General features: G+C 60.4%; 21 protein-coding genes. 10 read left to right on the top strand and 11 right to left on the bottom strand.

Annotated features, from left to right (window positions below; all coding sequences use genetic code 11):
* Positions 1-117 precede the first annotated feature (117 nt).
* The 6 genes from bioB to ASD32_RS01195 all read left to right on the top strand — a co-directional run bounded on the left by bioB (position 118) and on the right by ASD32_RS01195 (position 5,447).
* A complete protein-coding gene (gene bioB / locus ASD32_RS01220; RefSeq protein ID WP_060636247.1) occupies positions 118-1,086 on the top strand; it encodes a biotin synthase BioB in 969 nt (322 codons plus the stop codon).
* The gene (locus tag ASD32_RS01215; protein WP_060636078.1) at positions 1,083-2,228 is read left to right on the top strand and encodes an 8-amino-7-oxononanoate synthase; all 1,146 of its coding nucleotides are present in this window, start codon (positions 1,083-1,085) and stop codon (positions 2,226-2,228) included. The genes bioB and ASD32_RS01215 overlap by 4 nt, the downstream gene beginning before the upstream one ends.
* Positions 2,225-2,860 carry a dethiobiotin synthase gene (gene bioD / locus ASD32_RS01210; RefSeq protein ID WP_060636077.1) on the top strand — a complete coding sequence of 212 codons (636 nt, stop codon included), beginning with the start codon at positions 2,225-2,227 and terminating at the stop codon, positions 2,858-2,860. The genes ASD32_RS01215 and bioD overlap by 4 nt, the downstream gene beginning before the upstream one ends.
* Positions 2,857-4,122 carry an adenosylmethionine--8-amino-7-oxononanoate transaminase gene (locus tag ASD32_RS01205; protein WP_060636076.1) on the top strand — a complete coding sequence of 422 codons (1,266 nt, stop codon included), beginning with the start codon at positions 2,857-2,859 and terminating at the stop codon, positions 4,120-4,122. Before bioD ends, ASD32_RS01205 begins: the two co-directional genes overlap by 4 nt.
* Positions 4,119-5,108, top strand: a complete 990-nt coding sequence (locus ASD32_RS01200; protein ID WP_082546581.1) for a beta-ketoacyl-ACP synthase III — start codon at positions 4,119-4,121, stop codon at positions 5,106-5,108. Before ASD32_RS01205 ends, ASD32_RS01200 begins: the two co-directional genes overlap by 4 nt.
* A gap of 114 nt (positions 5,109-5,222) precedes the next feature.
* Complete coding sequence (locus ASD32_RS01195) at positions 5,223-5,447, top strand: hypothetical protein (protein ID WP_156382996.1); 225 nt, start codon at positions 5,223-5,225, stop codon at positions 5,445-5,447.
* A 53-nt stretch (positions 5,448-5,500) separates the two neighbouring features.
* On the opposite strand, the gene ASD32_RS01190 is transcribed toward ASD32_RS01195, so the two are convergent.
* The 9 genes from ASD32_RS01190 to ASD32_RS01150 all read right to left on the bottom strand — a co-directional run bounded on the left by ASD32_RS01190 (position 5,501) and on the right by ASD32_RS01150 (position 16,905).
* A complete protein-coding gene (locus tag ASD32_RS01190) occupies positions 5,501-7,837 on the bottom strand; it encodes a polysaccharide biosynthesis tyrosine autokinase (RefSeq protein ID WP_060636073.1) in 2,337 nt (778 codons plus the stop codon).
* Positions 7,838-7,946: 109 nt separating this feature from the next.
* On the bottom strand, positions 7,947-8,852 hold the full coding sequence (locus ASD32_RS01185) for a UTP--glucose-1-phosphate uridylyltransferase (protein WP_060636072.1): 906 nt from the start codon (positions 8,850-8,852) through the stop codon (positions 7,947-7,949).
* Positions 8,853-8,856: 4 nt separating this feature from the next.
* Entirely contained in the window at positions 8,857-9,876 is a 1,020-nt protein-coding gene (locus ASD32_RS01180; protein WP_060636071.1) for a glycosyltransferase family 2 protein, read from the bottom strand.
* Positions 9,876-10,799 (bottom strand): glycosyltransferase family 2 protein, encoded by a 924-nt coding sequence (locus ASD32_RS01175; protein ID WP_156382995.1) that lies wholly within the window; start codon positions 10,797-10,799, stop codon positions 9,876-9,878. Before ASD32_RS01175 ends, ASD32_RS01180 begins: the two co-directional genes overlap by 1 nt.
* A gap of 8 nt (positions 10,800-10,807) precedes the next feature.
* Complete coding sequence (locus ASD32_RS01170) at positions 10,808-11,806, bottom strand: glycosyltransferase family 2 protein (RefSeq protein ID WP_060636069.1); 999 nt, start codon at positions 11,804-11,806, stop codon at positions 10,808-10,810.
* On the bottom strand, positions 11,803-13,002 hold the full coding sequence (locus ASD32_RS01165; RefSeq protein WP_060636068.1) for a hypothetical protein: 1,200 nt from the start codon (positions 13,000-13,002) through the stop codon (positions 11,803-11,805). Before ASD32_RS01165 ends, ASD32_RS01170 begins: the two co-directional genes overlap by 4 nt.
* 88 nt (positions 13,003-13,090) lie before the next feature.
* Entirely contained in the window at positions 13,091-13,873 is a 783-nt protein-coding gene (locus ASD32_RS01160) for a glycoside hydrolase family 16 protein (protein ID WP_060636067.1), read from the bottom strand.
* Positions 13,870-14,982 carry an acyltransferase gene (locus ASD32_RS01155; protein ID WP_156382994.1) on the bottom strand — a complete coding sequence of 371 codons (1,113 nt, stop codon included), beginning with the start codon at positions 14,980-14,982 and terminating at the stop codon, positions 13,870-13,872. Before ASD32_RS01155 ends, ASD32_RS01160 begins: the two co-directional genes overlap by 4 nt.
* A gap of 465 nt (positions 14,983-15,447) precedes the next feature.
* Positions 15,448-16,905 carry a lipopolysaccharide biosynthesis protein gene (locus ASD32_RS01150; RefSeq protein WP_060636065.1) on the bottom strand — a complete coding sequence of 486 codons (1,458 nt, stop codon included), beginning with the start codon at positions 16,903-16,905 and terminating at the stop codon, positions 15,448-15,450.
* 121 nt (positions 16,906-17,026) lie between these two features.
* Here ASD32_RS01150 and ASD32_RS01145 point away from each other — a divergent pair, with 121 nt between their 5' ends.
* Both ASD32_RS01145 and ASD32_RS01140 read left to right on the top strand, forming a co-directional pair.
* Positions 17,027-17,986, top strand: a complete 960-nt coding sequence (locus ASD32_RS01145) for a glycosyltransferase family 2 protein (RefSeq protein ID WP_060636064.1) — start codon at positions 17,027-17,029, stop codon at positions 17,984-17,986.
* A 100-nt stretch (positions 17,987-18,086) separates the two neighbouring features.
* Positions 18,087-19,037, top strand: coding sequence for a polysaccharide pyruvyl transferase family protein (locus ASD32_RS01140; RefSeq protein ID WP_060636063.1), 951 nt, complete (start codon positions 18,087-18,089; stop codon positions 19,035-19,037).
* Positions 19,038-19,076: 39 nt separating this feature from the next.
* On the opposite strand, the gene ASD32_RS01135 is transcribed toward ASD32_RS01140, so the two are convergent.
* Both ASD32_RS01135 and ASD32_RS01130 read right to left on the bottom strand, forming a co-directional pair.
* The gene (locus ASD32_RS01135) at positions 19,077-20,090 is read right to left on the bottom strand and encodes a glycosyltransferase (protein ID WP_060636062.1); all 1,014 of its coding nucleotides are present in this window, start codon (positions 20,088-20,090) and stop codon (positions 19,077-19,079) included.
* A gap of 149 nt (positions 20,091-20,239) precedes the next feature.
* The gene (locus tag ASD32_RS01130) at positions 20,240-20,527 is read right to left on the bottom strand and encodes an exopolysaccharide production repressor protein (protein WP_060636061.1); all 288 of its coding nucleotides are present in this window, start codon (positions 20,525-20,527) and stop codon (positions 20,240-20,242) included.
* 804 nt (positions 20,528-21,331) lie between these two features.
* Here ASD32_RS01130 and ASD32_RS01125 point away from each other — a divergent pair.
* Complete coding sequence (locus ASD32_RS01125) at positions 21,332-22,012, top strand: sugar transferase (RefSeq protein ID WP_060636060.1); 681 nt, start codon at positions 21,332-21,334, stop codon at positions 22,010-22,012.
* Positions 22,013-22,085: 73 nt separating this feature from the next.
* Positions 22,086-23,360 carry a polysaccharide biosynthesis/export family protein gene (locus ASD32_RS01120; RefSeq protein ID WP_082546580.1) on the top strand — a complete coding sequence of 425 codons (1,275 nt, stop codon included), beginning with the start codon at positions 22,086-22,088 and terminating at the stop codon, positions 23,358-23,360.
* Positions 23,361-23,366 lie beyond the last annotated feature (6 nt).

Here is a 23,366-nt window from a genome sequence, read left to right as displayed (position 1 = left end):
TTCCACTCTTCGAGAAATTATAGATAATTATTATTTTTAATCTATCGAAGGATGCGTTGAATGCTGAGAGACGAAGATCCGACCGATTTCACGGCGGAAACGACTGTTGAGGCCGGAATTCACTGCGAAAGTGAGGCCGTTCCTCCGCGTTTTTCCCTCGATGACGCAAGAATTATCTATAATTTACCATTCAACGATCTGCTCTTTCAGGCGCAGTCCGTTCACCGGCAAAATTTCGATCCCAATGCGGTCCAGATCAGCCGGCTTTTGTCGATCAAGACCGGCGGATGTGCCGAGGATTGCGGCTATTGCAGCCAGTCGGCGCGCTCGCCCACAGGGCTGAAGGCCTCCAGGTTGATGATGGTCGAGAAGGTGCTGGCGGAGGCCCGCAAGGCGAAGGCCGAAGGGGCCAGCCGCTATTGCATGGGGGCCGCCTGGCGCAGCCCCAAGGACCGCGACATGGACACGCTGGTGGATATGGTGGCAGGCGTGAAGGCGCTCGGGCTGGAAACCTGCATGACGCTCGGCATGCTGACGCCGCAGCAGGCCGGAACGTTGGCCGGCGCCGGGCTCGATTATTACAATCACAACATCGATACGTCGGAAGAATTCTATCCGCAGGTCATCACCACCCGCACCTTTGCCGACCGGCTGGAAACGCTGGCCAATGTCCGCGATGCCGGCATGAAGGTCTGCGCCGGCGGCATTCTCGGCATGGGCGAAACCACGGATGATCGCATCTCGATGCTGGTCACGCTTGCTAACTTGCCGGAGCCGCCCGAAAGCGTGCCGGTCAATATGCTGATCCCGATCCCCGGATCGCGGCTTGCCAATGCCGAACCGGTCGATCCGATCGAATTCGTCCGGACCATCGCGCTTGCCCGCATCCTGATGCCGCGCGCGCATGTGCGCCTTTCGGCCGGACGCACGCAGATGAGCGACGAGATGCAGGCACTCTGTTTCTTCGCCGGGGCCAATTCGATCTTTTCCGGCGATACGTTGCTGACGGCGGACAATCCGGGCGAGGATCACGACACCGCCCTGTTTCGCCGTCTTGGTCTGAAGCCGATGGACCTGCCGCAATGATGTCTTCGGGGCTTACCCGCTACGAGACCACGCTGGCGGGCCTGGAGCGCAAGGGCAGGCGGCGTGTCCTGATCGACCGGTCAGGGGCCGATTTCAGTTCCAACGATTATCTGGCGCTGGCCGGATCGGAGCGTCTGGCTGCAGCGATTGCATCCGCCGTTCAGCGCGGCGTGCCGGCCGGTGCCGGTGGATCGAGGCTTCTGCGCGGCAATCATCCGGAGCATGAGGCGCTGGAGGCGGAGGCCGCCGCGTTCTTTGCAGCCGAGCGTGTGCTTTATTTCGGCAGCGGTTATGCCGCCAACACCGCCCTGTTCTCCACCCTGCCGCAACGGGGAGATCTCGTCGTCCATGATGCGCTGGTGCATGCCAGTGCGCATGAGGGCATTCAGGCCGGCAAGGCGCAGGCGGTGGCCGCCGCCCATAACGATGCCGCATCCTTCGAGCAGGCGATTAAGCGCTGGCGGGCCGACGGCGGAACGGGCCATCCCTGGATCGCCGTTGAAAGCCTCTATTCGATGGATGGCGACCGCGCACCATTGACGGAGCTTGCCGCAGTCGCCGAAAGGCATGACGGTTTCCTGGTGATCGACGAGGCGCATGCAACCGGCGTTTTAGGCCGGGATGGCCGCGGTTTTGCAGCGGACTTGAAAAACCGCGCCAACGTCATCGTGCTGCATACCTGCGGCAAGGCGCTCGGCGTGTCCGGCGCGTTGCTGGGCGCCAGTGCGGTGCTTTGCGATTATCTCGTCAACCGGGCACGCGGTTTCATCTATTCCACCGCACCATCGCCACTGATGGCGGCAGCGGTTCGCCAAGCCTTGGCTATACTGGTGGACGAGCCGCAGCGCCGTGCCGATTTCGACGCGTTGCGCCGTTTTGCCAATAGTGAACTGACAGAAAAACTCGGCGACGCCGGCAGCGGATCGCAGATCCTGCCGGTGCTGATCGGCGATAACGGCCGGGCCGTGCGGATTGCCGCGCGCATGCGGGCTGAAGGCTTCGATATCCGCGCCATTCGGCCGCCGACGGTGCCGGAGGGCACCGCAAGGCTGCGGATCGCCATCACGCTGAATGTCGATCGGGCAACGATATCCCGCATGTTCACCAGGCTGGCAGCCATTATCAATGAGGAAAAACCATGATGCGCTTCGTGGTGACGGGCACCGATACCGGCATCGGCAAGACGATCTTTTCGGCTGCCCTGGCGGCAGCACTTGGCGGTTCCTACTGGAAACCGGTTCAATCAGGGTTGGACGAGGAGACCGACAGCCAGACCGTCCATCGGCTCGGCCGCCTGCCGCCAGAGCGTATCTTCCCGGAAACCTATCGTTTGCGCACGCCGGCTTCGCCGCATCTCGCCGCGCGGATCGATCATGTGGCGATCGACATCTCAAAATTGACCCCACCTTTGACGGACGCGCCGCTCGTCATCGAGGGTGCCGGCGGCTTGCTGGTGCCGCTCACGGAAACGGAGGTCTTTGCCGATGTCTTCGCGCGCTGGCAGATCCCGGTCATCCTTTGCGCCCGCACCGGGCTCGGCACGATCAACCACACGCTGCTGTCGCTCGAAGCACTGCGCCACCGCGCCATTCCGGTTTTCGGCATTGCCTTCATCGGCGATGAACAGACGGAAACCCAACGGATCATCGCGGCGATGGGGCAGGTGCGCATTCTCGGCCGCCTGCCACGTCTCGATCCGTTGACGCCGGAAAACCTCAGTCAGGCCTTTCGGGAAAACTTCCCGCTGTCCTCGTTCACCGGGAGCACGCCATGAACTCGCCCGTCTGGCACCCCTTCACCCAGCATGCACTCGAACCGGCGATGCGGCGGATCGTCGAGACCGGCGGCGCCTGCCTGATCGATGACGGCGGATCGCGCATTCTCGATGCCATCTCCTCCTGGTGGGTGATCACGCATGGCCACCGGCATCCAGCGATCATGACGGCCATCCAGGCCGCATGCGACCGCTACGACCAGATCATTTTTGCCGAATATACCCATGAACCGGCCGAGGAGCTGGCGCACGGCCTGTTGCGGATCGCTCCGCCGGGGCTTGCGCATGTGTTTTATTCCGACAGCGGCTCGACCTGCGTCGAGGTCGCGCTGAAAATGGCGTTCGGCTTCTTCCACAATTCCGGCACCCCGCGCCGGCGCATCTGCGTTCTGGAACACGGTTATCACGGCGACACGATCGGAACGATGTCGGCCGGGCAACGCGGCGTCTTCAACGCGGCCTATGAGCCGATGCTCTTTGGCGTCGACCGGCTGCCGTTTCCGCATGCTGGCCATGAGCAGGAGACGCTGGATGCTTTCGAGCGGTTCTGCGCATCCGGCGATGTCGCGGCCCTGCTGATCGAGCCGCTCATCCTTGGGGCGGGCGGCATGCTCATCTATTCACCAGACGTCCTCGCCGTGCTGAAACGCATCGCCGAACGGCATGGCACGCTGCTGATCGCCGATGAGGTGATGACCGGCTGGGGCCGCACCGGCAGCGTCTTTGCCTGCGAACAGGCCGGGGTGGCGCCCGATATTCTGTGCACATCCAAAGGCTTGACCGGCGGTGCCCTGCCGCTTGCCGCCACCCTCTGCACGGCCGAAATCTTCCAGGCGCATCTGTCGGGCGACCGCCGCAAGACGTTTTTTCATTCCAGTTCCTATACCGCCAATCCGATTGCCTGCGCCGCCGCCGTCGCCAATCTGGCCGTCTGGGAAAACGAACCGGTGCGCGAACGCATCGGCGCATTGGAGGCGATGCAGGCGGAACGTTTGTCGCGCTTTGAGGCGGATCCCCGCTTTGGCAATGTCCGACGGATCGGCACGATCACCGCCCTGGATCTCACGGTGCAGAGCTCGGGCTATCTGGCGGATGTCGGGCCAAAGCTCCGGGCGTTCTTCCGCGAGAGAAAACTGCTGATCCGGCCGCTCGGCAATATCATCTATCTGATGCCGCCCTATTGCGTGACGGCAGGGGACCTCGACCGCGCCTATGATGCGATCGACGAGGCAGCGGACTGGTTTACGGGGGGACGCCTGTGAGGCGCGTGCGTTCCTCCCGCCTTGCCGGTTTTGGCCATAGCGTGCCGGGGCGCTGTGTCGAAAATGCTGAGATCGAGGCGAGGCTCGGTCTTGAGGCGGGCTGGATCGAACGCCGGACCGGCATCCGGAGCCGCTACTGGGCTGGGCCTTGCGATACGTTGTCTGCGCTTGCGGCACGGGCGGGGGAGGCGGCGATCGGCAATGCGGGCGTCGATCGTGCGGACATCGCGCTGACGCTGCTTGCCACCTCGACACCGGATCATCTGCTTCCGCCGTCTGCGCCGCTGCTCGCCCATCATCTCGGATTGGCCAATTCCGGTGCCGTCGATCTCGCCGGGGCCTGTTCCGGCTTTCTCTATGCCCTGACGCTCGCCGATGGTTTCGTGCGCACGCAAGGGCGGCCGGTGCTGGTGGTTGCCGCCAATATTCTGAGCCGCCGCATCAACCCCGCCGAGCGGGCAAGCTCGGTCCTGTTCGCCGACGCGGCCGGCGCGGTCGTGCTCATGCCGTCCGAAGACGAGGATACCGGATTGCTGGGCGTCGATCTCGCCTCGGACGGCAGCCGCTATGACCTGATTTCAATCCCCGCCGGCGGCAGCAGTCGTCCCTTTGCTGCCGGTATGGCGGCCGAAGATTGCCTGATGACGATGCGCGACGGGCGCGGCATGTTCACCCAGGCTGTCCGGATGATGAGCGATTGCGCCCGCCGGGCTCTGGACCATGCAGAGATCGGCGCCATGGAGATCGACCGGTTCATTCCGCATCAGGCCAACGCCCGGATATTCGTTACCGTCTGCAGCGATCTGGGCATTACGCCTGAACGAACCGTCCGCACGATCGAAACCTATGGAAACTCCTCTGCAGCAACGATTCCGCTGTCGCTCTCGCTTGCCCATCAGGCCTCTCCATTCGTATCCGGGGAGAAATTGCTGCTGACGGCTGCAGGTGCCGGATTGACGGGCGGCGCCTGCGTCATCGGTATGTAAGTATAAACTTACGTTATATCATCCGTGATCAGGCGATTTCGCTCACCTGTATCGGTTGCACCGCACCATCATCTTTGGTAAATTTTGCGTAAAGATTGATGGAGCCATCATCCCATGTCGGGCATAACGCAGCGTTTCGAAAACTACATGAGAAACGGCATGGGTGGCTGGGCGCGGTCTCAGCCGGTTATGATCCGGGCGCTGCTGTTCCTGCCGTGCCTTGTGGAATATCTGTTGATCTATGCGCTCACGGCCCTTGCCATCGTGGCCGTGGTTCTACTCATGGCGCTTGTGGCCATCTTCCGGCTGGACGCGGAGCGCCAGCCCGGCCTGCGCTGAGGAAAAAATCGTCAGCGCAGGCGTTGAAGCTCCCATATCTGGGCCTTCGACATCTAGGCCTTCAACGGCTTCTCGATATAGTAGCTTTCATAGCTCTTGCGGTATTTTTCCGCCGCGCCGAAATCGCTGTATTTTCCAAGCTCGTCCATATCAGTCTTGTTGAGCATCACGCCGAGGATCTTGGCGTTGAATTGCGGATCGGAATTCAACACGTCGCGGACCAGGCGGGCAGGGGTCTTGCCCCATTCGATCACCATCAGGAACCCGTCGGCAAAGGGCGAAAACGCCTTGGCGTCGATGACAGGCGCCAGCGGTGCCAGATCGACGATGACATAATCGAAATTCTTGCGGGCATTGGCGATCAGGGTTTCCATGCCCTGCGAGGCCAGCAGCTCGTTGGTGTGGTAGAGATGTTCGCGCGGCGCGATCGGCAGGATTGCCAGCCGCGTCTGCGGATCGACCCTCAAGCCGGCGGTCCAGTCCTCTTCACCCAGAACGGCTTCCACCAGCCCGGTTTTCGGCGCCGGCGAAATCATCCGGCTGATGGCCGGGTTGCGGATATCGGCGTCGATCAGCAATGTCCGCTTGCCGCTGGCGGCCAGAAGCCCGGCAAAATTCGCGGCAATGGTCGATTTGCCCTCGCCCGGCAGCGCCGAGACGACGCCGATCACCCGGTTGGGGCGGCCTTGCAGGATGACGTCGCTGGCCAGCTTGGCATTGCGCAGCGTTTCGGCAAATGCCGATCGCGGCGCATCGACGGCAATCCGGGTCATGCGCGTCAGCGGCATGTCGGCTTCCGGCGGCTGCCCGGCCTTGTCCGCTTCCGGTTTGGAAAGGCGCTCGCGCGTCTTGCTCCACATGCTCACCGTCTTCTTGCCGATCAGCGGCAGGTAGCCCAGCGATTTATGGCCAAGGACGGAACGGATATCTTCTTCCAGCCGGAAGAATCGCTCGCGAAACTCCTGCAGGCCGGCAATGACGGCACCCAGCATGAAGCCGAGCACGATGGACAGCGCCAGCACCATCGTCCGCTTCGGGCTGGAGGGCGACACGGGAACGCCGGCATCCGAAATGATGCGGGCCTTTGCGATCGGGAACGAGCGCTGCTGGGCGGCCTCTTCGAAGCGTCCGAGATAGGATTCGTAGAGCGTCTTTAGCGCCGTCGCCCGCTGTTCCAGCCCGCGCAGCTGGACCAGCGACCGGTTGGCCTGCGAATTGTTGCCGACCACGCCCTCGATGCTCTTGCGCAGCGATGCCTCGCGCGATTTGGCGACTTCCATTTCGTTGCGGTAGCTGCCGGTGATCTGCTGCAGCTCCCTGAAGATCTGGCCGGCCAGTTCCGTCTTTTCCGCTCTTAGACTCACGGCCTGGGGGTGCTCGGCGCTGAAATTCTGGGTCACGGCCTGTTCGCGCTTGCTGACGGCAAGGTAGCGCGTGCGCAAATCCTGGATGACCGAATTGTCGGTCTGGTTGGACGAAATCGTTGCATTGTTGACGGCGTTTTCAGCGCCCTGGTCGATGATCGATTGAAACTGGTTGTAGCGTGCCGACGCGCTGGCGCTATCGGCCTGCGCCACGATCAGCTGGCTGTTGAGGTCGGAGAGCTGCTGTTCCGACATCAACTCGCCGCGCGTCGACGTGAGCCCGTTTTCCGCCTTGAATTTCTCCGCCTCAAGCGAGGCCGCCTGGGCGCGCTGGCCAAGGTCGGTCAGGCGTTCCTGCAGCCAGACCGAAGCGCGCTCGGTGGCATCGAAATTGGCGTTCAGCTGGTCGGTCAGATAGGCATTGGCATAGGCGCGGGTAATGGTCGCGGCCAATTTCGGATCGGTCGATTTGTAGGAAACGGCAACGACCGAGCTGCGTGCCACCCGCTCGACCGTCAGGCCTTGCTGGATATAGGCGGCGGCCGTTTCCCGCTTGCCGTTGCGTGCTGCCGCTTCCGAAATTTCCGGCCGGGAACCAAAGAGGCCGGTCACGGATTTGACCGCCCCTTTCACCATCGACATCAAGGATTGCGGCGGATTGAGAACGGTCTCGTTATCACCGAGATTTTCCGCATCGGTGACGCGCAGCGCCAATTCGCCGGATTTCAGGATTTCGACCGCGCTGGAAAGCTGGGTGTCGGCCTGCTGGGCGCTCTGCGGCGAGGGGGCTTCCTCCGCATATTTGGACAGGTTTTCGTCAAGCAGGATCTGCGTTTGCGAGGTATAGACCGGCGTTGCAAACAGGAGATAGAGCCCGCCGAGCAGGAAGCAGAGGAGAACGCAGACGGCCACGACCCTTGAACGGCGAAGCGCGATTGCGGTCAGCCGGTTCAGATCGATGAACGTGTCGGACTCATCGCTTTTCAGCGATGGGACTGTGTTCAACGGAAGAGGTCTCTGATTCATGGGCCGTCTGGTCTCCAGGTCTATGTGTGTGGCCGGTTCTCACCCCAAAAGGCGGCAGGGGTGAGACCAGATTTTTTGACGGCATCAAGCCGTTGAGAAGCTAGGCTTTTCAGGCAGCCCGCATGGCCTGCTCGTGCGACAGAATCATCTCGCGAACGGATTCGAACACGAGATTGCCGATATCGGCCCGCGCCAGCGCGAAAGCGACGTTAGCCTCGATGAAGCCCTGCTTGGAGCCGCAATCAAAGGTCCGGCCTTCATAGGGATGCGCGTGGAACGGCTGGTCGGCCGACAGGCGCAGCATGCCGTCGGTCAGCTGGATCTCGTTGCCGGCGCCGCGCTGCTGATGCGCCAAAATCGAGAAGATTTCCGGCTGCAGGATATAGCGGCCGTTGAGATAATAGGTGGACGGTGCCTCGGCAACCGGCGGCTTTTCCACCATCGCGGTCACCTCGAACCCGTGCCGGGTTTTCTCGCCCATGCCGACGATGCCGTATTTCGGCGTGTCCTCGATGGCGCATTGTTCGACGGCGACGACATTGCCGCCGACATCGTTGTAGAGGTCCATCAAACCTGCCATGCAGCCGCGCGCGCCGTAGGAGATCATGTCGGGCAAAAGCAGCGCAAACGGCTCGTCGCCGATCAGGTCGCGGGCGCACCAGACCGCGTGGCCAAGGCCAAGCGGCGCCTGCTGGCGGGTGAAGCTGACGGAGCCTGCGGTCGGCAGCATGCGCGCCAGTTCCGAAAGCTGGGCATCCTTGCCCGAGCGCGTCAAGGACGAGATCAGCTCCGGCACATCGTCGAAGTGGTCTTCGATCGCCTGCTTGTTGCGGCCGGTGACGAAGACGATATGCTCGATGCCGGCCTGCATGGCTTCCTCGACGGCATATTGCACGACCGGTCTATCGACGATGGTCAGCATTTCCTTCGGCATGGCCTTGGTCGCGGGCAAAAACCGCGTGCCGTTGCCGGCAACGGGAATAACGGCTTTGCGAACGGGTCTGATAGGAGCCATAGAACTATCCTTTGCTCTTGTGCGGGCGGTTGCCCAGGGTGGTTCCATTCATCCTTTTCGGCGGGGAACCGAACGGCTGAAGAACAGTGAACGGCGCGATCAGGCGCCGCAGTCTGACGGCAATGGGCATGCGCAGATGCCGGACTGCCGCCGGATTTTTCCACGCGGTCTTCACCGCGCCGGACAGGGAGCCTGCCTTGATCTGATCGACCAGGATGATGAAGGCGCGCGCATCTTCCATGCTGCGGTGACGCTCGCTCTGTGCCGCGATCGATGCCGCATCCAACCGGTGGTTCTTCAGGAATGCGGCGTCCGCAGCCAGCATCGCATCGACCTGATGCAGCTTCAGCACGCGCGAGATCGATCCGCTGCGGATGTAATAGGTATAACCGGCGGCAGGATCGACGGCGCAGCGTCCGCCCTTCGCCAGGGCCGAAGCCAAAAGCAGGTAGTCCTCGCCGATCGGCAGGCTTTCGTCAAAGCTCAACCCGTGCTCCTCAAGCAGGCGGCGCTCGAAGACCGGCTTCATATAGCCATAATTATGCTCGGACTTGAACAGCACGTTTGAGCCGATGAAGGCTGGAAGCGTCAAGGTTTCAAGCGCTGCCAGATGCGCCGCGTCGAACATCCGCCTGACCGGCCCGTCCAGCGGCACGACATCGACATTATCGACGACGATCTGAGCGTTCGAGGCTTTCGCCCGCGCGATCATCCGCGCCGTGCGATCCGGTGATACCGCATCGTCGGAATCCAGAATGACGATCCAGTCGCCGCGCGCAGCCGCAAGCCCGGCATTGCGCGCCCCACCGGGGCCACGGTTCTTGTCGAGCCGGATCAGCCTGACGCGTGGATCGGTATAGGCATCGACGATCGAGGCGGTGTCATCCGGCGAGCAGTCGTCGATGACGATAATCTCGACATTGACGCCGGTCTGGGCAAGCGCGCTGTCAATGGCGCGCTCGATCGTGTCCTGCGCCTTGAATGCGGCGATGATGAACGTTGCCTGTGGTTGCTGCTGTTGCATCAGGACGTCCTTGCTTTAGCTGCGCCATACTGCTCGATCTCGCGGATGCCGAGGAGCCCGACGACGGCGCCGGCATGCAGGCACGCGCGCAGGAAATAGCGGTTGCGGCGAACGGGCGAAAAAAAGAAGAGGGCGGCGGCCAGCGCACAGACGCCACATTTGGCCGCAGCGAGCGTGAGCGGGCGGATCTTGCCGGGAATACCCGTCCCGGCATCGAGCAACCGGCCATGGGTCTGGCCGAACCGGAACTTGCGTTTGGCAAGCCAGGAAAAGGCGGCGCGTGTGGCCGGCACAGGCTCTTCGACCCAGGCCTGCGGCGCATAGGCAATCTGTCCACCCATCCGGTGCATATGGGTAAAGAACTCGGTGTCCTCGCCCCCGCTGCGGCCAAGCGCCAGACTGAAGCGCCGCCCGGCCAGCGAAGGAGCGGCCAGCCGCAGAAGCACATTGCAGGTATAGCCGGTGATGATCCGCTCGCCGACCCAGACCGGGAATGTCGAGTGAAAGTCACCACGCTGCATCCAGCCCGGCGCCTCGCGTGCATAGATCGCCTTGACCGGGCCGAGCACCGCATCGGCAGCGGTTGCCTGTGCCGTCCCGATCAGCTCAGTGATCCAGTCCTTGCTCGCCGTCTCGTCGTCGTCGATAAAGGCCAGGAAATCTCCCGTGGCATTGTCGAGGCAGGCATTGCGGGCAATCGAGATATTGGACGACGGGCAATGCACGTAGACGATGCCGTGCGGCACGAAAGCGCGCAAACTGTCCACGCAGCCTTTGGCGCTCGGGGTGTCGTCATTATCGGCAACGATGATGCGGATATCCACATTACCGGGAACGTTCAGCTTTGCCAGCGAGCGCAGCGTCTGTTCCAGCTCCGGGCGCCGGTAGGTGCAGACGCCGATATCGATACGGGTGCGATCCATGCCAGTCCTCATGAGGCAGCCCGGCGGTTACGGAAATCGAGCAGTTCGCGCCAGAAGCCGGCCGACCAGGCAAAATGCATCACCATGGCAGAGACGGCAGCCAGCGGTCCGTAGGGGTTCTTTTCCCCCACCGCCATCCACACGCCGTAGCCAAGGCAGGCGATGGCCCAAACGCCAAACGGGATGACTGCGGCCCAGCTGACGATGGCAAGCAGCGCCCCCACGGCGACCGGAACGACGGCAAGCGGCAGCATCTGGCGGATGCTCGGCATGGCGCGATGTTTCAGAAAGTTTTTCGCCCGGCCGCGGCCATAGCCGAAATATTGGCGGAACAGCGTGCGCGCGGTGCTGCGCGGATAGTAGATCATGCTGGTCTTGTCGGTCATCCAGATCCGGTAGCCGGCCTTGTTGAGACGGTAGTCAAACTCGGCGTCCTCGTTATGGCTGAACATCTCGTCGTAGCCGCCAACCGCCTGAAACGCGGCAATCCGCATCAGCGCATGATGGCCGTGATCGGCCCAATGGCCGGCGGAGCCGGTGCGATGCTTGGAGCCGCCATTGCCGAGCTTGGAATTCTGCGCATAGGCCGTGGCTTTCTGGAACGTGCTGAAACCGACGGTCTGCATGGCAACCACAATCGAATCCGCGCCGGTCGCGATGGCGTCTTCCATCAGGCGTTGGCAATAGTCGTCGGGATATTCGCCGTGCGCATCGATGCGGATCATGTATTCATAGTCAGCGCCGAGCGTTCCGACCGCCAGATTGACGGCAGCGCTCTGAATCCTCTTCGGATTGCCGAGCAACCGCACTTTCGGGTTGACGGTGGCGATCCGCTCGACGATCTCGCGCGTGCCGTCGGTGCTGCCGCCATCGACCACGACCAGATCGGCACTGAGATCGCGCATCGCGCCGCCCAGCTTGATGATCAGGGCTTCGATATATTTGGCCTCGTTCAGGCAGGGAATGACGATCAGGCTGCGGGCATGCTTCAAATCATCGGGGTTCATAGCAGTCCACCCTTGTTGCTGTGCGTTTGGGAAAGTTCGGGGATAGGCGCGGCATGGGCATCGCTGGCGCGCAACGCCGCAAGCCGGTTCACCAGCCGCTGGCAATCGGCCCGGTCGAAGACCCAGGTGGACGTGCCCGTAGCTGCGACCTTGCCGAATTCGGCAAAATAGCGTTCCCGCGTCATGCCGGAAAACAGATCGGCAAGAGCACCACTGTCTGCCCGCTCGAGCACGAGACCGATGTTCTTTGCATTGATGAATCGCGCCGTTTCCGTGCCCTGCATGGCAATCGGGACGGCATTGTAACGGCATCCCTCATACAGCCGGTTCGGCAGCAGCCAGCTGGAGTTCAAGCCTTCCTCGAAAAAGTCGATGCCCCAGGAAAACTGGACATCGTCGTAAATCCGGGCAAGGTCCTCGGGATTTTTGTAGGCGCCGTGAAAGCGCATGAACGGCTCGTTTTCCACAAACCCGTCGAAATCGTCGAATTCCGAATAGGCCGGGCGGCCACGCAGCACCACTTCGAACGTTCCATCCATGGCGCGTGTGAAGTCTGACAGCAGTTTTAAGGATTTGCGGCAGCGCAGGGCACCGAACCAGCCGATCTTCCATGGCTCGCCGGGCTGCGGCGGGCGGGGCCGCGCAGTCTGCATGGCGGCGGCATCTTCCAGGTCGATCACCTGGTTTTCGAGCAGCATGACCGGGGCTTTCAGGCGCGACAGCGGCCGGAAATAATTGTCGATGAAGGCGGGCGAGCTGGTGATCAGAAGGCTGACATTGCGTCCGAGATAGTGCTCGGCAGCCCGCAGCGCCCGTCCGGCGATATCCTGACGCAGCAGAAGCCGGTGGATATCGAGGCATTCATAGACGATCGGCACGTCGCCGCCGAAAATCGCATTGGCCCTGTTTGCCAGCGCCAGCATTTCGAGGTTCCGGGCCATGATGATGCCGGGTTTCCGGACATCGCGAAGCTTGGCTCCAAGCGCCATTGCCGCCTTGCCGACCGCAGCAATCCGCTGGCCGAAACGGCCATCGCTGGTCACGCCAAGCTCCAGAACGCCTTCGGTAAGGGGCGTATCAGCGCCACGCCGGAAGCCTGCGACCGTGACATTGGCGCCGCCCGCTTCCAGCATCAGGGTTCTACGCCTGATGGCAGGGTCTGCCACATCATGGGCCAGGTATAAGACGTCCAGCATGAAAACTTCCCGTTTCCCGCCCAGCTTTCGCCAAGCCTAATTTAGTTTTTTGTGCACCGCAACATACTTGCTGCATATGCGAACAACTTCAGTTGAGCGTGCAGGTAATGGAGTCCGGAAACTGGCATTTATCGCCGGGCGCGGTGTAGGCGACGCGATCGATCTGCATTTTTGCCGGAGCCTGGTAGTCGAACTTGCCCATCCAGCTGCTCAAAGTGTCGGTTCCCCAGAGGCTGAAGAAGATTTTCTGGTCGTTGGCCGGGATTTTCGAGGGATCGGTCACCTCCTGCACGAGCGTTCCGTTCAGGTAGTAGCGCAGCCGGTCCTTTTCCCAGACGAAGGCGTAGTCGTTGAAATCGGTATTGGCGCCGCCTTCGACATCTACGAGCTTTTCGTTTCCACCCTTGGCGGAAATATACTGGTTGACCTGAACTTTGCCGGAATCCTTGCCCAGCACTTCGAAATCGATTTCGTCATGCGGTTTCTTGTCGGTCGGGCCGATATAGGTGAAGAAGGCCGAGTTCAGCCCGGAGCCATCCGCCGTCTTGATGCGGGCCTCATAGGTGCCGTAGCTGAAGCGTTTGCGGGTCTGGATCTCGCCGCAGGCGTAATCTTTTTTGCCCGCCTTGCGCTGTTCGAAGGTCAGTTCGAGCACGCCGTTTTCAACCTTGACCTGGTCTTTCGACCAGGTGCAGTTCTGATGCGCGCCATTGTCCCAGCCGTCGGAAATATACCAGGTCTTGCGATCGATCGTGTCGAAGTTATCGACGAAGGATGTGCCGTTCTTGGCGCCTTGCGCCAAAGCCGGTGCGCAGAACGCTGCGGAAACGGCCGAAAGGACGAGGAGGGTTTTTGAGATCGATTGGGTCATCGTGTCGCTTTTTCCTTTGGGGAATAGGTGTCTGACCAGCCCTTTTGTTGAGCGCATTTGTCCGGCGCATGCTTTTCTGCGGCGCGCGAACGGCCCGCCCGGCTGCCGGTCAAAACCGCATGCAGCCCGGGCACCAGGTGCTTGGCGCCCTTGTGCAAGGCGACCAGGATGAGAAGGGCGAGAACCGGCGTCGCGAAGTAGAACAGCGGATAAAGGCCGGGATGGGCGCTGCGGTTCCAGATCATCCAGAACGCGATCAGCAGTGGATAATGGGCGCAGAATATGAAGAAGCTCAGGCCCTCCGACCGGGAGAGCCGCTCGGCGAGCCGCGATCGGATCAGGATCGCTGAAAGCGCCCAGGAGCCAATAATGCCGCCAATCGCCGTCAAGCTGCGTAGCATGTCGATCCAGACGGGATAGTCCGGTCCGGTATAGTAGAGCGCTGTCGCCAAAAGGATGGTCACCGCCAGAAACAGCGCGGATATCAAGACAGCATGCCGGTCGAGCGCGCGGATATCGATCTGGTGGAGGCTGACATAGATGCCGAAGCTGAAGCCGAACAGGATCGATTTCTTCAGGAAGATGCCGCTGGGCACCGGCAGAACCGCATAGGCGAAAAAGAGCGCCAGGACGACCAGCGGATATCGCTTGATCAGGATGCCGAGAACCGGCGCCAGCAGGATGCACAGGAGAAGATCGCGCAGGAAATAGAGTGGAACATTGATCGGCAGGCCCTCGATGGCGAAGGCCAGCGTTGCAAGGTCGCGTGGGCTCGCATTCAGCGCATCGGGGAGATAGCCAAAGCCGATGCCGCCTTTCTGGGCTACAAGAACCAGTGCCAGAAAGGACAGGTTCCAGATCAGGAAAGGCAACAGCACGGTGCGGGCCTTGGAGCGCAGGGTCTTGCCGTAGTCGAAGGCGTCGAGCCCGCGGCGGAACATCAGATAGCCGGAAATCGCGCTGAGGCACGGCACGCCAACCCTGAAAAGGCTGTCGCCGAGAAAGACCCTGACCCAATCGATAAAGCCATTGGCACCGAGAAAAGGGCTGGTCTGCGGATCAAAAGGAACGTGTACGAAGACAATTCCCGAGATGAGCACGATGCGCATCAGATTGATCCGCGATGATATATTCGCGTCGATAACCAAGACGACATCCCCTGTTGGGCCACTCCCCCCGAAGCGGCGTTTCAACCAGAGCAGACTTGAACCTGCATCTCGAAGATAAGGCAGTGTCTCTCGAAAAATATGGCGCTGCAGCAGAAAATTTGATCGCAATGCTGCAATGCACGCGTTTTGGGAGAGGAAAAACCGGCCGTAAAAACTGTCCGGCTTTTCTCTGCGGGCCCGTAAAAAGACGCGAGGGTAGGGTGTTGGCTAATATCAGTATATCTTCATATACATTCCGCGCTGGCGCTTGCGGAGCCTGAAAATTAGATTTGAAAATGGGCAAATCCACACGCCAAGGTTTGCAAAATCCTCGTCATCCAGAGGTGCCTGTTCCGAAATAAGGCGCAGGTGCAACCAATCCGGCATGATGTTCCAATGTTCGCGCCGGAGTGTTTCGGCCGTGCCTTATCCCCGCCGGTTTTTAACGAGCTGGTAGATTTTCGCCAGAAGCGGGCGCTCGGAGATAAGCACGAGCAGACCATAGATCACGCCGCCGATTGCAGCACCGGCAAGGATCTGCAGGACCGGGTTCGGCATTACCGAACCGAACGTTTCCAGCAGATAGCGAACGGCGAGCGCCATCACCAAAGCCATCAGCATCGGCCGGCTGCTGACATACAATCCCTTGAAGAACGGCGTGCCATCCGCCTTGAAGACGGCCCAGGAATAGCCGATCAGCGTCACTGTGTTGACGATGCACAGCCAGATCATCGCCTCGATCAGCGAACCCGTGCTTGCGCCATAGGCGACGGCGGCGCAGGTGACGATGGCGCGGATGATCGCCGACCAGAACAGCGCCCGGCCATGGCCGACACCCTTGAGATAGGGAATGAAGGTGCTACAGGGCGTGAGAATACCTTTCGACAGCGCCAAAAGTCCAAGAACCGGCCAGGCATAGGCCCATTGCGAACCGAAAAGCACGCGCATGGCCGGTTCCGCCAGCGCCCAGAGCCCGAACATCATCGGCGCAAGCAGCACAGTCGTCACCTGCGTGCTGAACATCAGCGCCTGCGAGCGGCGCTCCTTGTCGTCCATCATGCCGCTAAAAGCCGGAAAGAGCACGCCCATGACGGCCGATAGCACCACCTGATTGGGAATGCTGGCAAAACGGTTGGCGGCCGAATAGGCACCCGCATCGGCAAGGCCGAGATAGCGCGAGATGATCACCATCGGCGACTGGAAGGTGATGAAGTTGGCGACTTCCGAGCCCATCATGCCCAGGCTGAACCGGCTGAGCCCGATGACGCGCCGGGGGTGGAAGACGAAGCGCGGCGTATAATGCGAGACGGCGTAAAGACCGCAGAGCCGCACCAACGCCGAGACGAAAAGCTGCGCCATCAACGCCCACACCCCCCATCCGAACAACGCCAGCACCACGGCGACGATCGCCCCGAGCGATTCGGAAATCATGCTCCAGACGGCATCCTTGCTGAAGTTCATCCGCCGCGCGAGCAGCGAATAGGCAACATCGCCGCCCAGCTGGAGGGGAATGAGAAAGCTCATGATTTTCAACAGATAGGCGGCTTCCGGAGCCCCGAGCAGCGCCGCGAAAAAGTCCGCCCAGATGAAAAGGCCGAGCGCCATCAGACAGGAAATCGCAAGATTGGCCCAGAACACGGAATGGACGGTTTCCATCTCTTCCTCGCGCTGGATCACCAGCGCCGAGGTCAATCCGGCTCCGCCGATCATCGCCAGAAACTGGACAACGGTCAGCGCCACGGCGACGGCGCCGAACTCTTCCGGGGTGAGGATACGGGCCAAAATCGGCACCGTGACAAACTTAAGCCCGAATGTGCTTGTCTTGGATAAAACGCTCCAACCGACATTGCTCGTGACGGATTTGACGTTAACTGTAGGGGGCATGGCGTAAATCCTGTGTGGCAATGGGGGAGATCAAGGGCAGAGGAGACGCGCTCGACACGCAGCCGCAACCTGATGGGAGGAACCAGGAAGCACCTTCTAGGAAAACCGCAGGGGCAAAAAGATGGCGAAGTTTAAAGTTGTTATTCCGTACTACCAGAAACAGGCAGGAATTCTGAGCCGGGCCTTGGGCTCCGTCTTTGCTCAGACCTACCAGGATTTCGATATCGTCATCGTTGACGACCAGTCGCCTTTCCCGATCGAAACCGATCTTGCAACCTTGAGCGAAGAACAGCGGGCGCGCATCCGCGTCATCAAGCAGGACAATGCCGGCCCAGGCGGCGCGCGCAACACCGGTCTCGACAACGTCACGGCGCAGACCGATTTTGTTGCCTTTCTCGATTCCGACGACCTGTGGACACCGGACCACCTGCAGCATGCGCAGATGACGATGACGCGCTTTTCGGCCGGTTGCTACTGGGCGTCGATCACCGGCGGCGATGCCTTCTACTATCATTTCGACATGGCCGAGCTGGAAAAGACCGAAACAGTTACCCGGCTTTCCGAAAAGCCTCTGGTTCTGGAAGTGCCCGAGTTTTCGCAGGTGATGCTGCGCAACTGGAGCTTCCTGCACCTGTCGTGCATGGTGATCGGGCGCAAGCTGTTTGAAACCGTGCGCTTCGAGGCCGAGCTGCGCCTGGCGGCCGAAGATGTGCTGTTCTTTTGCGATTGCGCGATTGCGGCAGACCGCATCGTGCTTTGCAACGAGCCGGGTGCGGTGCGCGGTGAAGGTGTCAACATCTTCCACAGCATCGATAGCGATTCTCCGCAGTTCCTGTCGCAGCAGTTCAACACCTGGGTTGCGCTGGACACGCTGGAAGGACGTTTTTTGCGCAAGCCCGCAGAAATCGCGTCCATCCATTCCTATAAGCATACTGCGCGCCGGCAGGCTCTCTGGAGCCAGGCCCGGCTGATCAAGCGGCGCAAGATGCCGCAGTTCAATCTGCTTGCCCGCTGGGCCTGGCGTGATCCGAAGCTTCTGCAAAGCGCGCTTCAGCTTGCCGTGGGCAAGTTATCACGCTAGCCCTCGCAGGTGCAGCATTTTTTGCCGCGCCCATTGACGCGCTTGGCGGCCGGCCCGCCACGCATCCGCAATTCCTTGCAAACGCATGTAGGAGACAGTCATGGACCCGTATTATTGGGAATCCGCTCACGGAAATTTCGGCGATGATCTCAACCTCTGGCTCTGGGATTTTCTCATTCCGGGATTTCGCGATGTTCGTCCAGAAACCCTTCTCGTCGGGGTCGGCACGGTCCTGAACCGCGCGCTTTTGCCAAAGGGGCGGCACAAGCTTGTGCTCGGCAGCGGCTTTGGCTACGGCTCCCTGCCTGATATGACCGACAGCAGCGAATGGGACATCCGCTGCGTCCGTGGACCGTTGACGGCGCAAAAAGTCGGTGTTGATCCCAAGCTCGGCATTGTCGATCCGGCCGTCATGGTCGCCGAGATGCCCGAGTTCAAAGGCTTGCCGAAGCTCTACAAGAAAAGCTTCGTGCCCCATTGGGAATCGGCGATTGCCGGCATGTGGCCCTCCATCTGCCAGACGGTCGGCCTGCATTACATCGATCCGCGCGGCGAGGCGAAGGATGTCATCCGCCAGATTGCCCAGTCTGAGATGATCGTGGCGGAATCGATGCACGGCGCAATCCTGGCCGATGCTTTTCGCGTTCCGTGGGTGGCAGTCACCACCTCCAGCAGCATCAACAGCTTCAAATGGAACGATTGGGCGCACACCGTCGGCGTCGTCTACCGTCCGCGCCATGTTCCTGTGTCCAGCCGGGCCGAAGCCATCATCAAGGGCGCAAAATTCTGGGGTGTCGATTTCGACGCGCACCAGCCGGCGCTTGATGATCCCAACAAGCGTGAGATCGACGAAAGCGTCATGGTCGCCGTGCGCGATCCCAAGCAGACCTCGCTGCGCGTTGCCGCCAAACAGGTTTTGGCCGCGCCCTCGACCCTGTCTCTCTGGCAGGCGGCACGCGCCACCCCGCAGCTGAGCGCCGATCACGCTCTGTCGGAGCGCAAGGAACGCTTTGTCGAGGTTCTTGATGGGGTGCGCCGCGATTATTTCTAGGGTTTTGATCGCGCCCCATACCGCGCCATCAGGCCTGCCCTAACGGGCGTCTGATGGCGGTTGCAGCAGATAGCGAAGACCCCCTGAGCCGCCCAGCGCAACTGGCGCTGCATCTGGTTTCTGCCGGAAGCGCTCTGTCTTGTCGGCAAAGATCCCGCCGGCGATTGCCGCAATGGCGGCGGGACGGCCAAGCGCATGGAGAAGCGCCGCTTTCGCGCCGGACTGCCGCTTGATGTCGAGAAATTCCCTCAGTTCGTAGCGCCCGCGAATATGCTGTTCGTGCTGGGCAATCAGCGCCCTTGCCTGTGGGAGGAGGTCCGCCTCGGCAAGAATCGCCCGGTCGGCCTCATACAACCGCTTCAGGTCGATCGTGCGGTGACTGCCGCTCAGAGAATCGCCGCGCACGATGGCGCCGTACCCGACGCTGTGGATGATCTTGTAGCGCGCGCCTTTGGTCAGTGCGCGGGCATAGAGATCGTAATCCTCGCCCAGCCTGAGGCTTTCCTGATAGCGGAGCTGATGTGTATCGAGAAATTCGCGCCGCATCAGCGGTTTCAGAAATCCGATCTCCCCGCGTCGCACACCGCGCCTGGAGATATTGCCTTCGATGAATTCGCCAAGCGTCAGGATACGCGGTGCCGCAGGAAAGCTTTCCAGCCGCAGATGCGCATCCCGCGCCGTCTCCTCATCGACAAAAGCAATATTGTCGGCAACGAAATCCCAATCCGTCTGCGCCAGAAGCTGGCTCAGCCGCCCGGGAAAGAAGAAATCATCCGCATCGAGAATAGCCAGTACCGGGGCCTTGGAGATCGCAATGGCATGGTTGCGCGCCGCAGCCGGCCCTTTGTTGGCCTCGAACTTGGCGACTGTCAGCCGGCCGCTGCCATCGCTGGCAGCCCTGGAGACGTCGGCAGTGCCGTCGCTGGACCCATCATCAACGACGATGACCTCGGCGGTTTCCGGCTCTGCAAGCGCCGAGATGATGGCCCGCCCGATCGTTGCGGCCGCGTTCTTCGCGGCGATGATGACGCAGACATCTGCATTCGGTTTCATGATCGCATTCCTTCATCGCTGTGGCGCCGAACCTAGTTCGGGAGAGCACAGGCGGCAAGGCGCGATATTGCAGGTGCGAAGAAGGGAGGGCTTGCGGAAAGAAATCGGGACCAGTGGAACCGAGGAAAAACGCTCCGTCGAGGCGCCAATCAGGAATTGAAATGGCCGTGATTGTTGGTGACGCGAATGGTCTTCGGTTCCTTGTCTTCGACAGGCAACGCAGAAGCAGGCGACGGGCGCTGCGCCGCGTTGCGGCGGTCGCGGGCTTCCTTGGACACCAGAAACAGGACGGCAATGAAATATCCGGTTTGCACAAGCACCGCACAGACCAGCGTTTGCCAGGCTGTCGTCCAGGCGGAACCGGTCAGGATGAAGGTCACGATGGCAAAAACGGCCAACGCCCCGATCATGCTGACGAACACCCGCGGTGCAAACATCAGATTACCCTCAATATTCTGTCTTGATTTGCGGATGTCATTGAAAAATTCACCTTATCCTCATAGGCATTTATTAACATATCGAACATGCATTGCCGGTTCAATCGTGCAACGGCACCTTATTTCATTACAATTACGTCATTTAACGCGGGAATTCTTAGCCCGCATTTAAAATCATCTATCGATTGCTGAGCAACCTGAACATTTTTGGGGAGATAGAGCCTAATTTGGCCGTAGGTACCCGGCATTTTTGATGCGACAAAGGCAGGTGCCGGGGTTCGGCCACATTTGGAGATGCATTGCCATATGATTGCGCTCATGGGATGTATTTCGCCATGAGCCTATCCGCTGGTGGTGGATAAGCTCCGCTTCGCAATCAACTTTTGTTACAAAATTAGCGATTTCGAATGAAATGAGGTGCAGTGCAAAATTAATGCTGCGCTGCAATATTTTTACCACGGGGAAAATAAAATCCGCATTTTTTCCTCTTGATAAGCTTTTTCAAATATCGGGGCCGTCAGCCTTATGTCTATAAATCGCCGGATGCCGCCGATGAACTGAAGATTTTCAGTGTAAATCGATTTATTCCCATTTTTTTGTTTCGAGATTTTATACATTAGCGGGTTCTTCAGTAACCGAAAATGTGTCCTTGGCGTTGATCTTGGCCGCAGTTGCCTTGCACCGCCCGGCCGGGGCGAAAGTTGCCTTTAAAAATCTCATTCTCCCTCTACACTCTCACATGAAATTGATCCCGGTTCGCACTGGGAACCCGACCAATCGCCAACCCGAATGGAGTTTTCTCCCATGAAGTCTGCGACCAGATCGGCAAGCTCGCCGTATTTTACGACTATCCAATCCGGGGGACACCGGCCGATAGGGGGAATATCCAAAAGAGGTTTCGACATCTTCGCCGCATCCATGGCGCTCATCATCTTCAGCCCGCTCTTTCTGCTTTTGATGGCGCTGGTGAAGTTTTCCGATGGCGGCAAGGTGTTTTACGGACATCGCCGCGTCGGCCATAACGGCCGTTTCTTCCATTGCCTCAAGTTCCGGACGATGGCGCCGGATGCCGACAAGATCCTGCAGGACCATCTGCACAAGAATCCCAAGGCCTACGAGGAATGGCAGGCAACGCGCAAACTCCAGGACGATCCCCGCGTCACAGTCGTGGGCAGCGTCCTGCGCAAGCTGAGCCTTGATGAGCTGCCGCAGCTCCTCAATATCATTCGCGGTGAAATGAGCGTTGTCGGTCCGCGTCCGGTCGTTGAAGACGAGCTCGAGCTTTACGAACACTCCGCCGTCTTCTATCTGAAGTCGCGCCCCGGCCTGACGGGGCTGTGGCAGGTCAGCGGCCGCAATGACGTGTCCTATGCCGCCCGTATCGCCTTCGATACGCATTATGTGACCAACTGGTCGCTGCTCAACGATGTCGTCATCGTTGCCAAGACAATTCCTGCTGTCTGCCTGTCAAAGGGCAGTTACTGATCACAGTCATCAGCGTGAATGCCGCTTCCGTCGTCATGCCGGGATCGGCCTTGTTGTTAAGTGAGGAAATTTCATGAACAGAAGTCTTTGCAAGGGACTTCCCGCCCTCGGCCGAAAAGCCCGGGGTGCTGTGCGTCTTTCCGCGCTCGTCATCGCCATCGGCGTTTCAGGCATCCATGCAGCCATCGCTGGCGATTATACGCTTGGTGCCATGGATAAGCTCAGAATCCGCGTTGCGGAATGGCAAACGGCGGAAGGAACCGTTCGGGATTGGTCGGCGATCAGCGGCGACTATACGGTCGGCGCATCCGGCGGCATCTCGTTGCCGTTCCTCGGCACGATGCCCGCGTCCGGCAAGACCACATCGGAGATTGCCGACGAAGTCGGATTGCAGTTGCAAAAGCTGTTCGGCCTGCCCGATCGCCCGTCCGCTTCCGTCGAGCTTGCGCAGTACCGGCCGATCTATCTTGCAGGTGAGGTCCAAACGCCGGGTGAATATCCGTTCGCGCCCGATATGACGGTTCTCAAGGCCGTCAGCCTGGGTGGCGGCCTGCGCCGGGCCGAAAATGGCCAGCGGTTTGCGCGCGATTTCATCAATGCGCAGGGTGACTCCTCGGTGCGGATCACCGAACGGAACCGGCTTCTTGTGCGCCGCGCCCGTTTGCAGGCCGAGATTGCCGAAAAGAGTGACATCGCCATGCCCGCCGAGTTGAAGGGCGTCACCGAAGCCGCCGCGCTGCTGGAAAGCGAAAAGGCATTGATGGTATCGCGCGACAAGCGCCAGAAGCTGCAGCTCACGGCGCTCGCCGAACTGAAATCCCTGCTGCAGAATGAAATCGACGCGCTCGGCAAGAAGTCGGTCACGCAGACCCGGCAGCTGGACCTCGTCGTCGAGGACAAAGGCCGTGTCGATGTGCTGGCGGAAAAGGGCCTGGCGCTCAGCGCCCGCAAGCTTGCCGTCGAGCAGCGGATCGCGGACCTGCAGGCAGCCCTGCTCGATATCGATACCGCGTCGCTGAAAGCGAAGCAGGATGTCAGCAAGGCGAGCCAGGACGAAACCAATCTGCGCAACGACTGGGACGCACAGCTCGCCCAGGAACTGCAGAACACCGAAGCGGAACTGGACACGCTGGCGCTGAAGCTGGTGACCAGCCGCGACCTGATGACGGAAGCGCTGGTGCAGTCGGCAGATGCATCCCTGACGCCCAAGCCGGGCAGCGCCGTCGATATCAATTATTCCATCATCCGCCAGAAGGACGGCAAGTCCAATAGGATTGCGGCCGACGAAGGCACGCCCGTGCAGCCCGGTGATGTGGTGAAGGTCGAACCGTCCCTCAATACGCAATAGGGCGAT

The sequence above is a fragment of the Rhizobium sp. Root483D2 genome, assembly GCF_001426685.1.
Taxonomy (GTDB): domain Bacteria; phylum Pseudomonadota; class Alphaproteobacteria; order Rhizobiales; family Rhizobiaceae; genus Pararhizobium; species Pararhizobium qamdonense.
Note: the sequence above shows the minus strand (reverse complement) of the source record. Positions and strands in the feature narration are given on the sequence as shown.

Bases quoted from the DNA above. Each gene is read 5' to 3' on its own strand.
- ASD32_RS01215 (WP_060636078.1), top strand. From the start codon at position 1,083: ATGATGTCTTCGGGGCTTACCCGCTACGAGACCACGCTGGCGGGCCTG.
- bioD (WP_060636077.1), top strand. From the start codon at position 2,225: ATGATGCGCTTCGTGGTGACGGGCACCGATACCGGCATCGGCAAGACG.
- ASD32_RS01205 (WP_060636076.1), top strand. From the start codon at position 2,857: ATGAACTCGCCCGTCTGGCACCCCTTCACCCAGCATGCACTCGAACCG.
- ASD32_RS01195 (WP_156382996.1), top strand. From the start codon at position 5,223: ATGTCGGGCATAACGCAGCGTTTCGAAAACTACATGAGAAACGGCATG.
- ASD32_RS01190 (WP_060636073.1), bottom strand. From the start codon at position 7,837: ATGAATCAGAGACCTCTTCCGTTGAACACAGTCCCATCGCTGAAAAGC.
- ASD32_RS01185 (WP_060636072.1), bottom strand. From the start codon at position 8,852: ATGGCTCCTATCAGACCCGTTCGCAAAGCCGTTATTCCCGTTGCCGGC.
- ASD32_RS01180 (WP_060636071.1), bottom strand. From the start codon at position 9,876: ATGCAACAGCAGCAACCACAGGCAACGTTCATCATCGCCGCATTCAAG.
- ASD32_RS01175 (WP_156382995.1), bottom strand. From the start codon at position 10,799: ATGGATCGCACCCGTATCGATATCGGCGTCTGCACCTACCGGCGCCCG.
- ASD32_RS01170 (WP_060636069.1), bottom strand. From the start codon at position 11,806: ATGAACCCCGATGATTTGAAGCATGCCCGCAGCCTGATCGTCATTCCC.
- ASD32_RS01165 (WP_060636068.1), bottom strand. From the start codon at position 13,002: ATGCTGGACGTCTTATACCTGGCCCATGATGTGGCAGACCCTGCCATC.
- ASD32_RS01160 (WP_060636067.1), bottom strand. From the start codon at position 13,873: ATGACCCAATCGATCTCAAAAACCCTCCTCGTCCTTTCGGCCGTTTCC.
- ASD32_RS01155 (WP_156382994.1), bottom strand. From the start codon at position 14,982: ATGCGCATCGTGCTCATCTCGGGAATTGTCTTCGTACACGTTCCTTTT.
- ASD32_RS01150 (WP_060636065.1), bottom strand. From the start codon at position 16,905: ATGCCCCCTACAGTTAACGTCAAATCCGTCACGAGCAATGTCGGTTGG.
- ASD32_RS01145 (WP_060636064.1), top strand. From the start codon at position 17,027: ATGGCGAAGTTTAAAGTTGTTATTCCGTACTACCAGAAACAGGCAGGA.
- ASD32_RS01140 (WP_060636063.1), top strand. From the start codon at position 18,087: ATGGACCCGTATTATTGGGAATCCGCTCACGGAAATTTCGGCGATGAT.
- ASD32_RS01135 (WP_060636062.1), bottom strand. From the start codon at position 20,090: ATGAAACCGAATGCAGATGTCTGCGTCATCATCGCCGCGAAGAACGCG.
- ASD32_RS01130 (WP_060636061.1), bottom strand. From the start codon at position 20,527: ATGTTTGCACCGCGGGTGTTCGTCAGCATGATCGGGGCGTTGGCCGTT.
- ASD32_RS01125 (WP_060636060.1), top strand. From the start codon at position 21,332: ATGAAGTCTGCGACCAGATCGGCAAGCTCGCCGTATTTTACGACTATC.
- ASD32_RS01120 (WP_082546580.1), top strand. From the start codon at position 22,086: ATGAACAGAAGTCTTTGCAAGGGACTTCCCGCCCTCGGCCGAAAAGCC.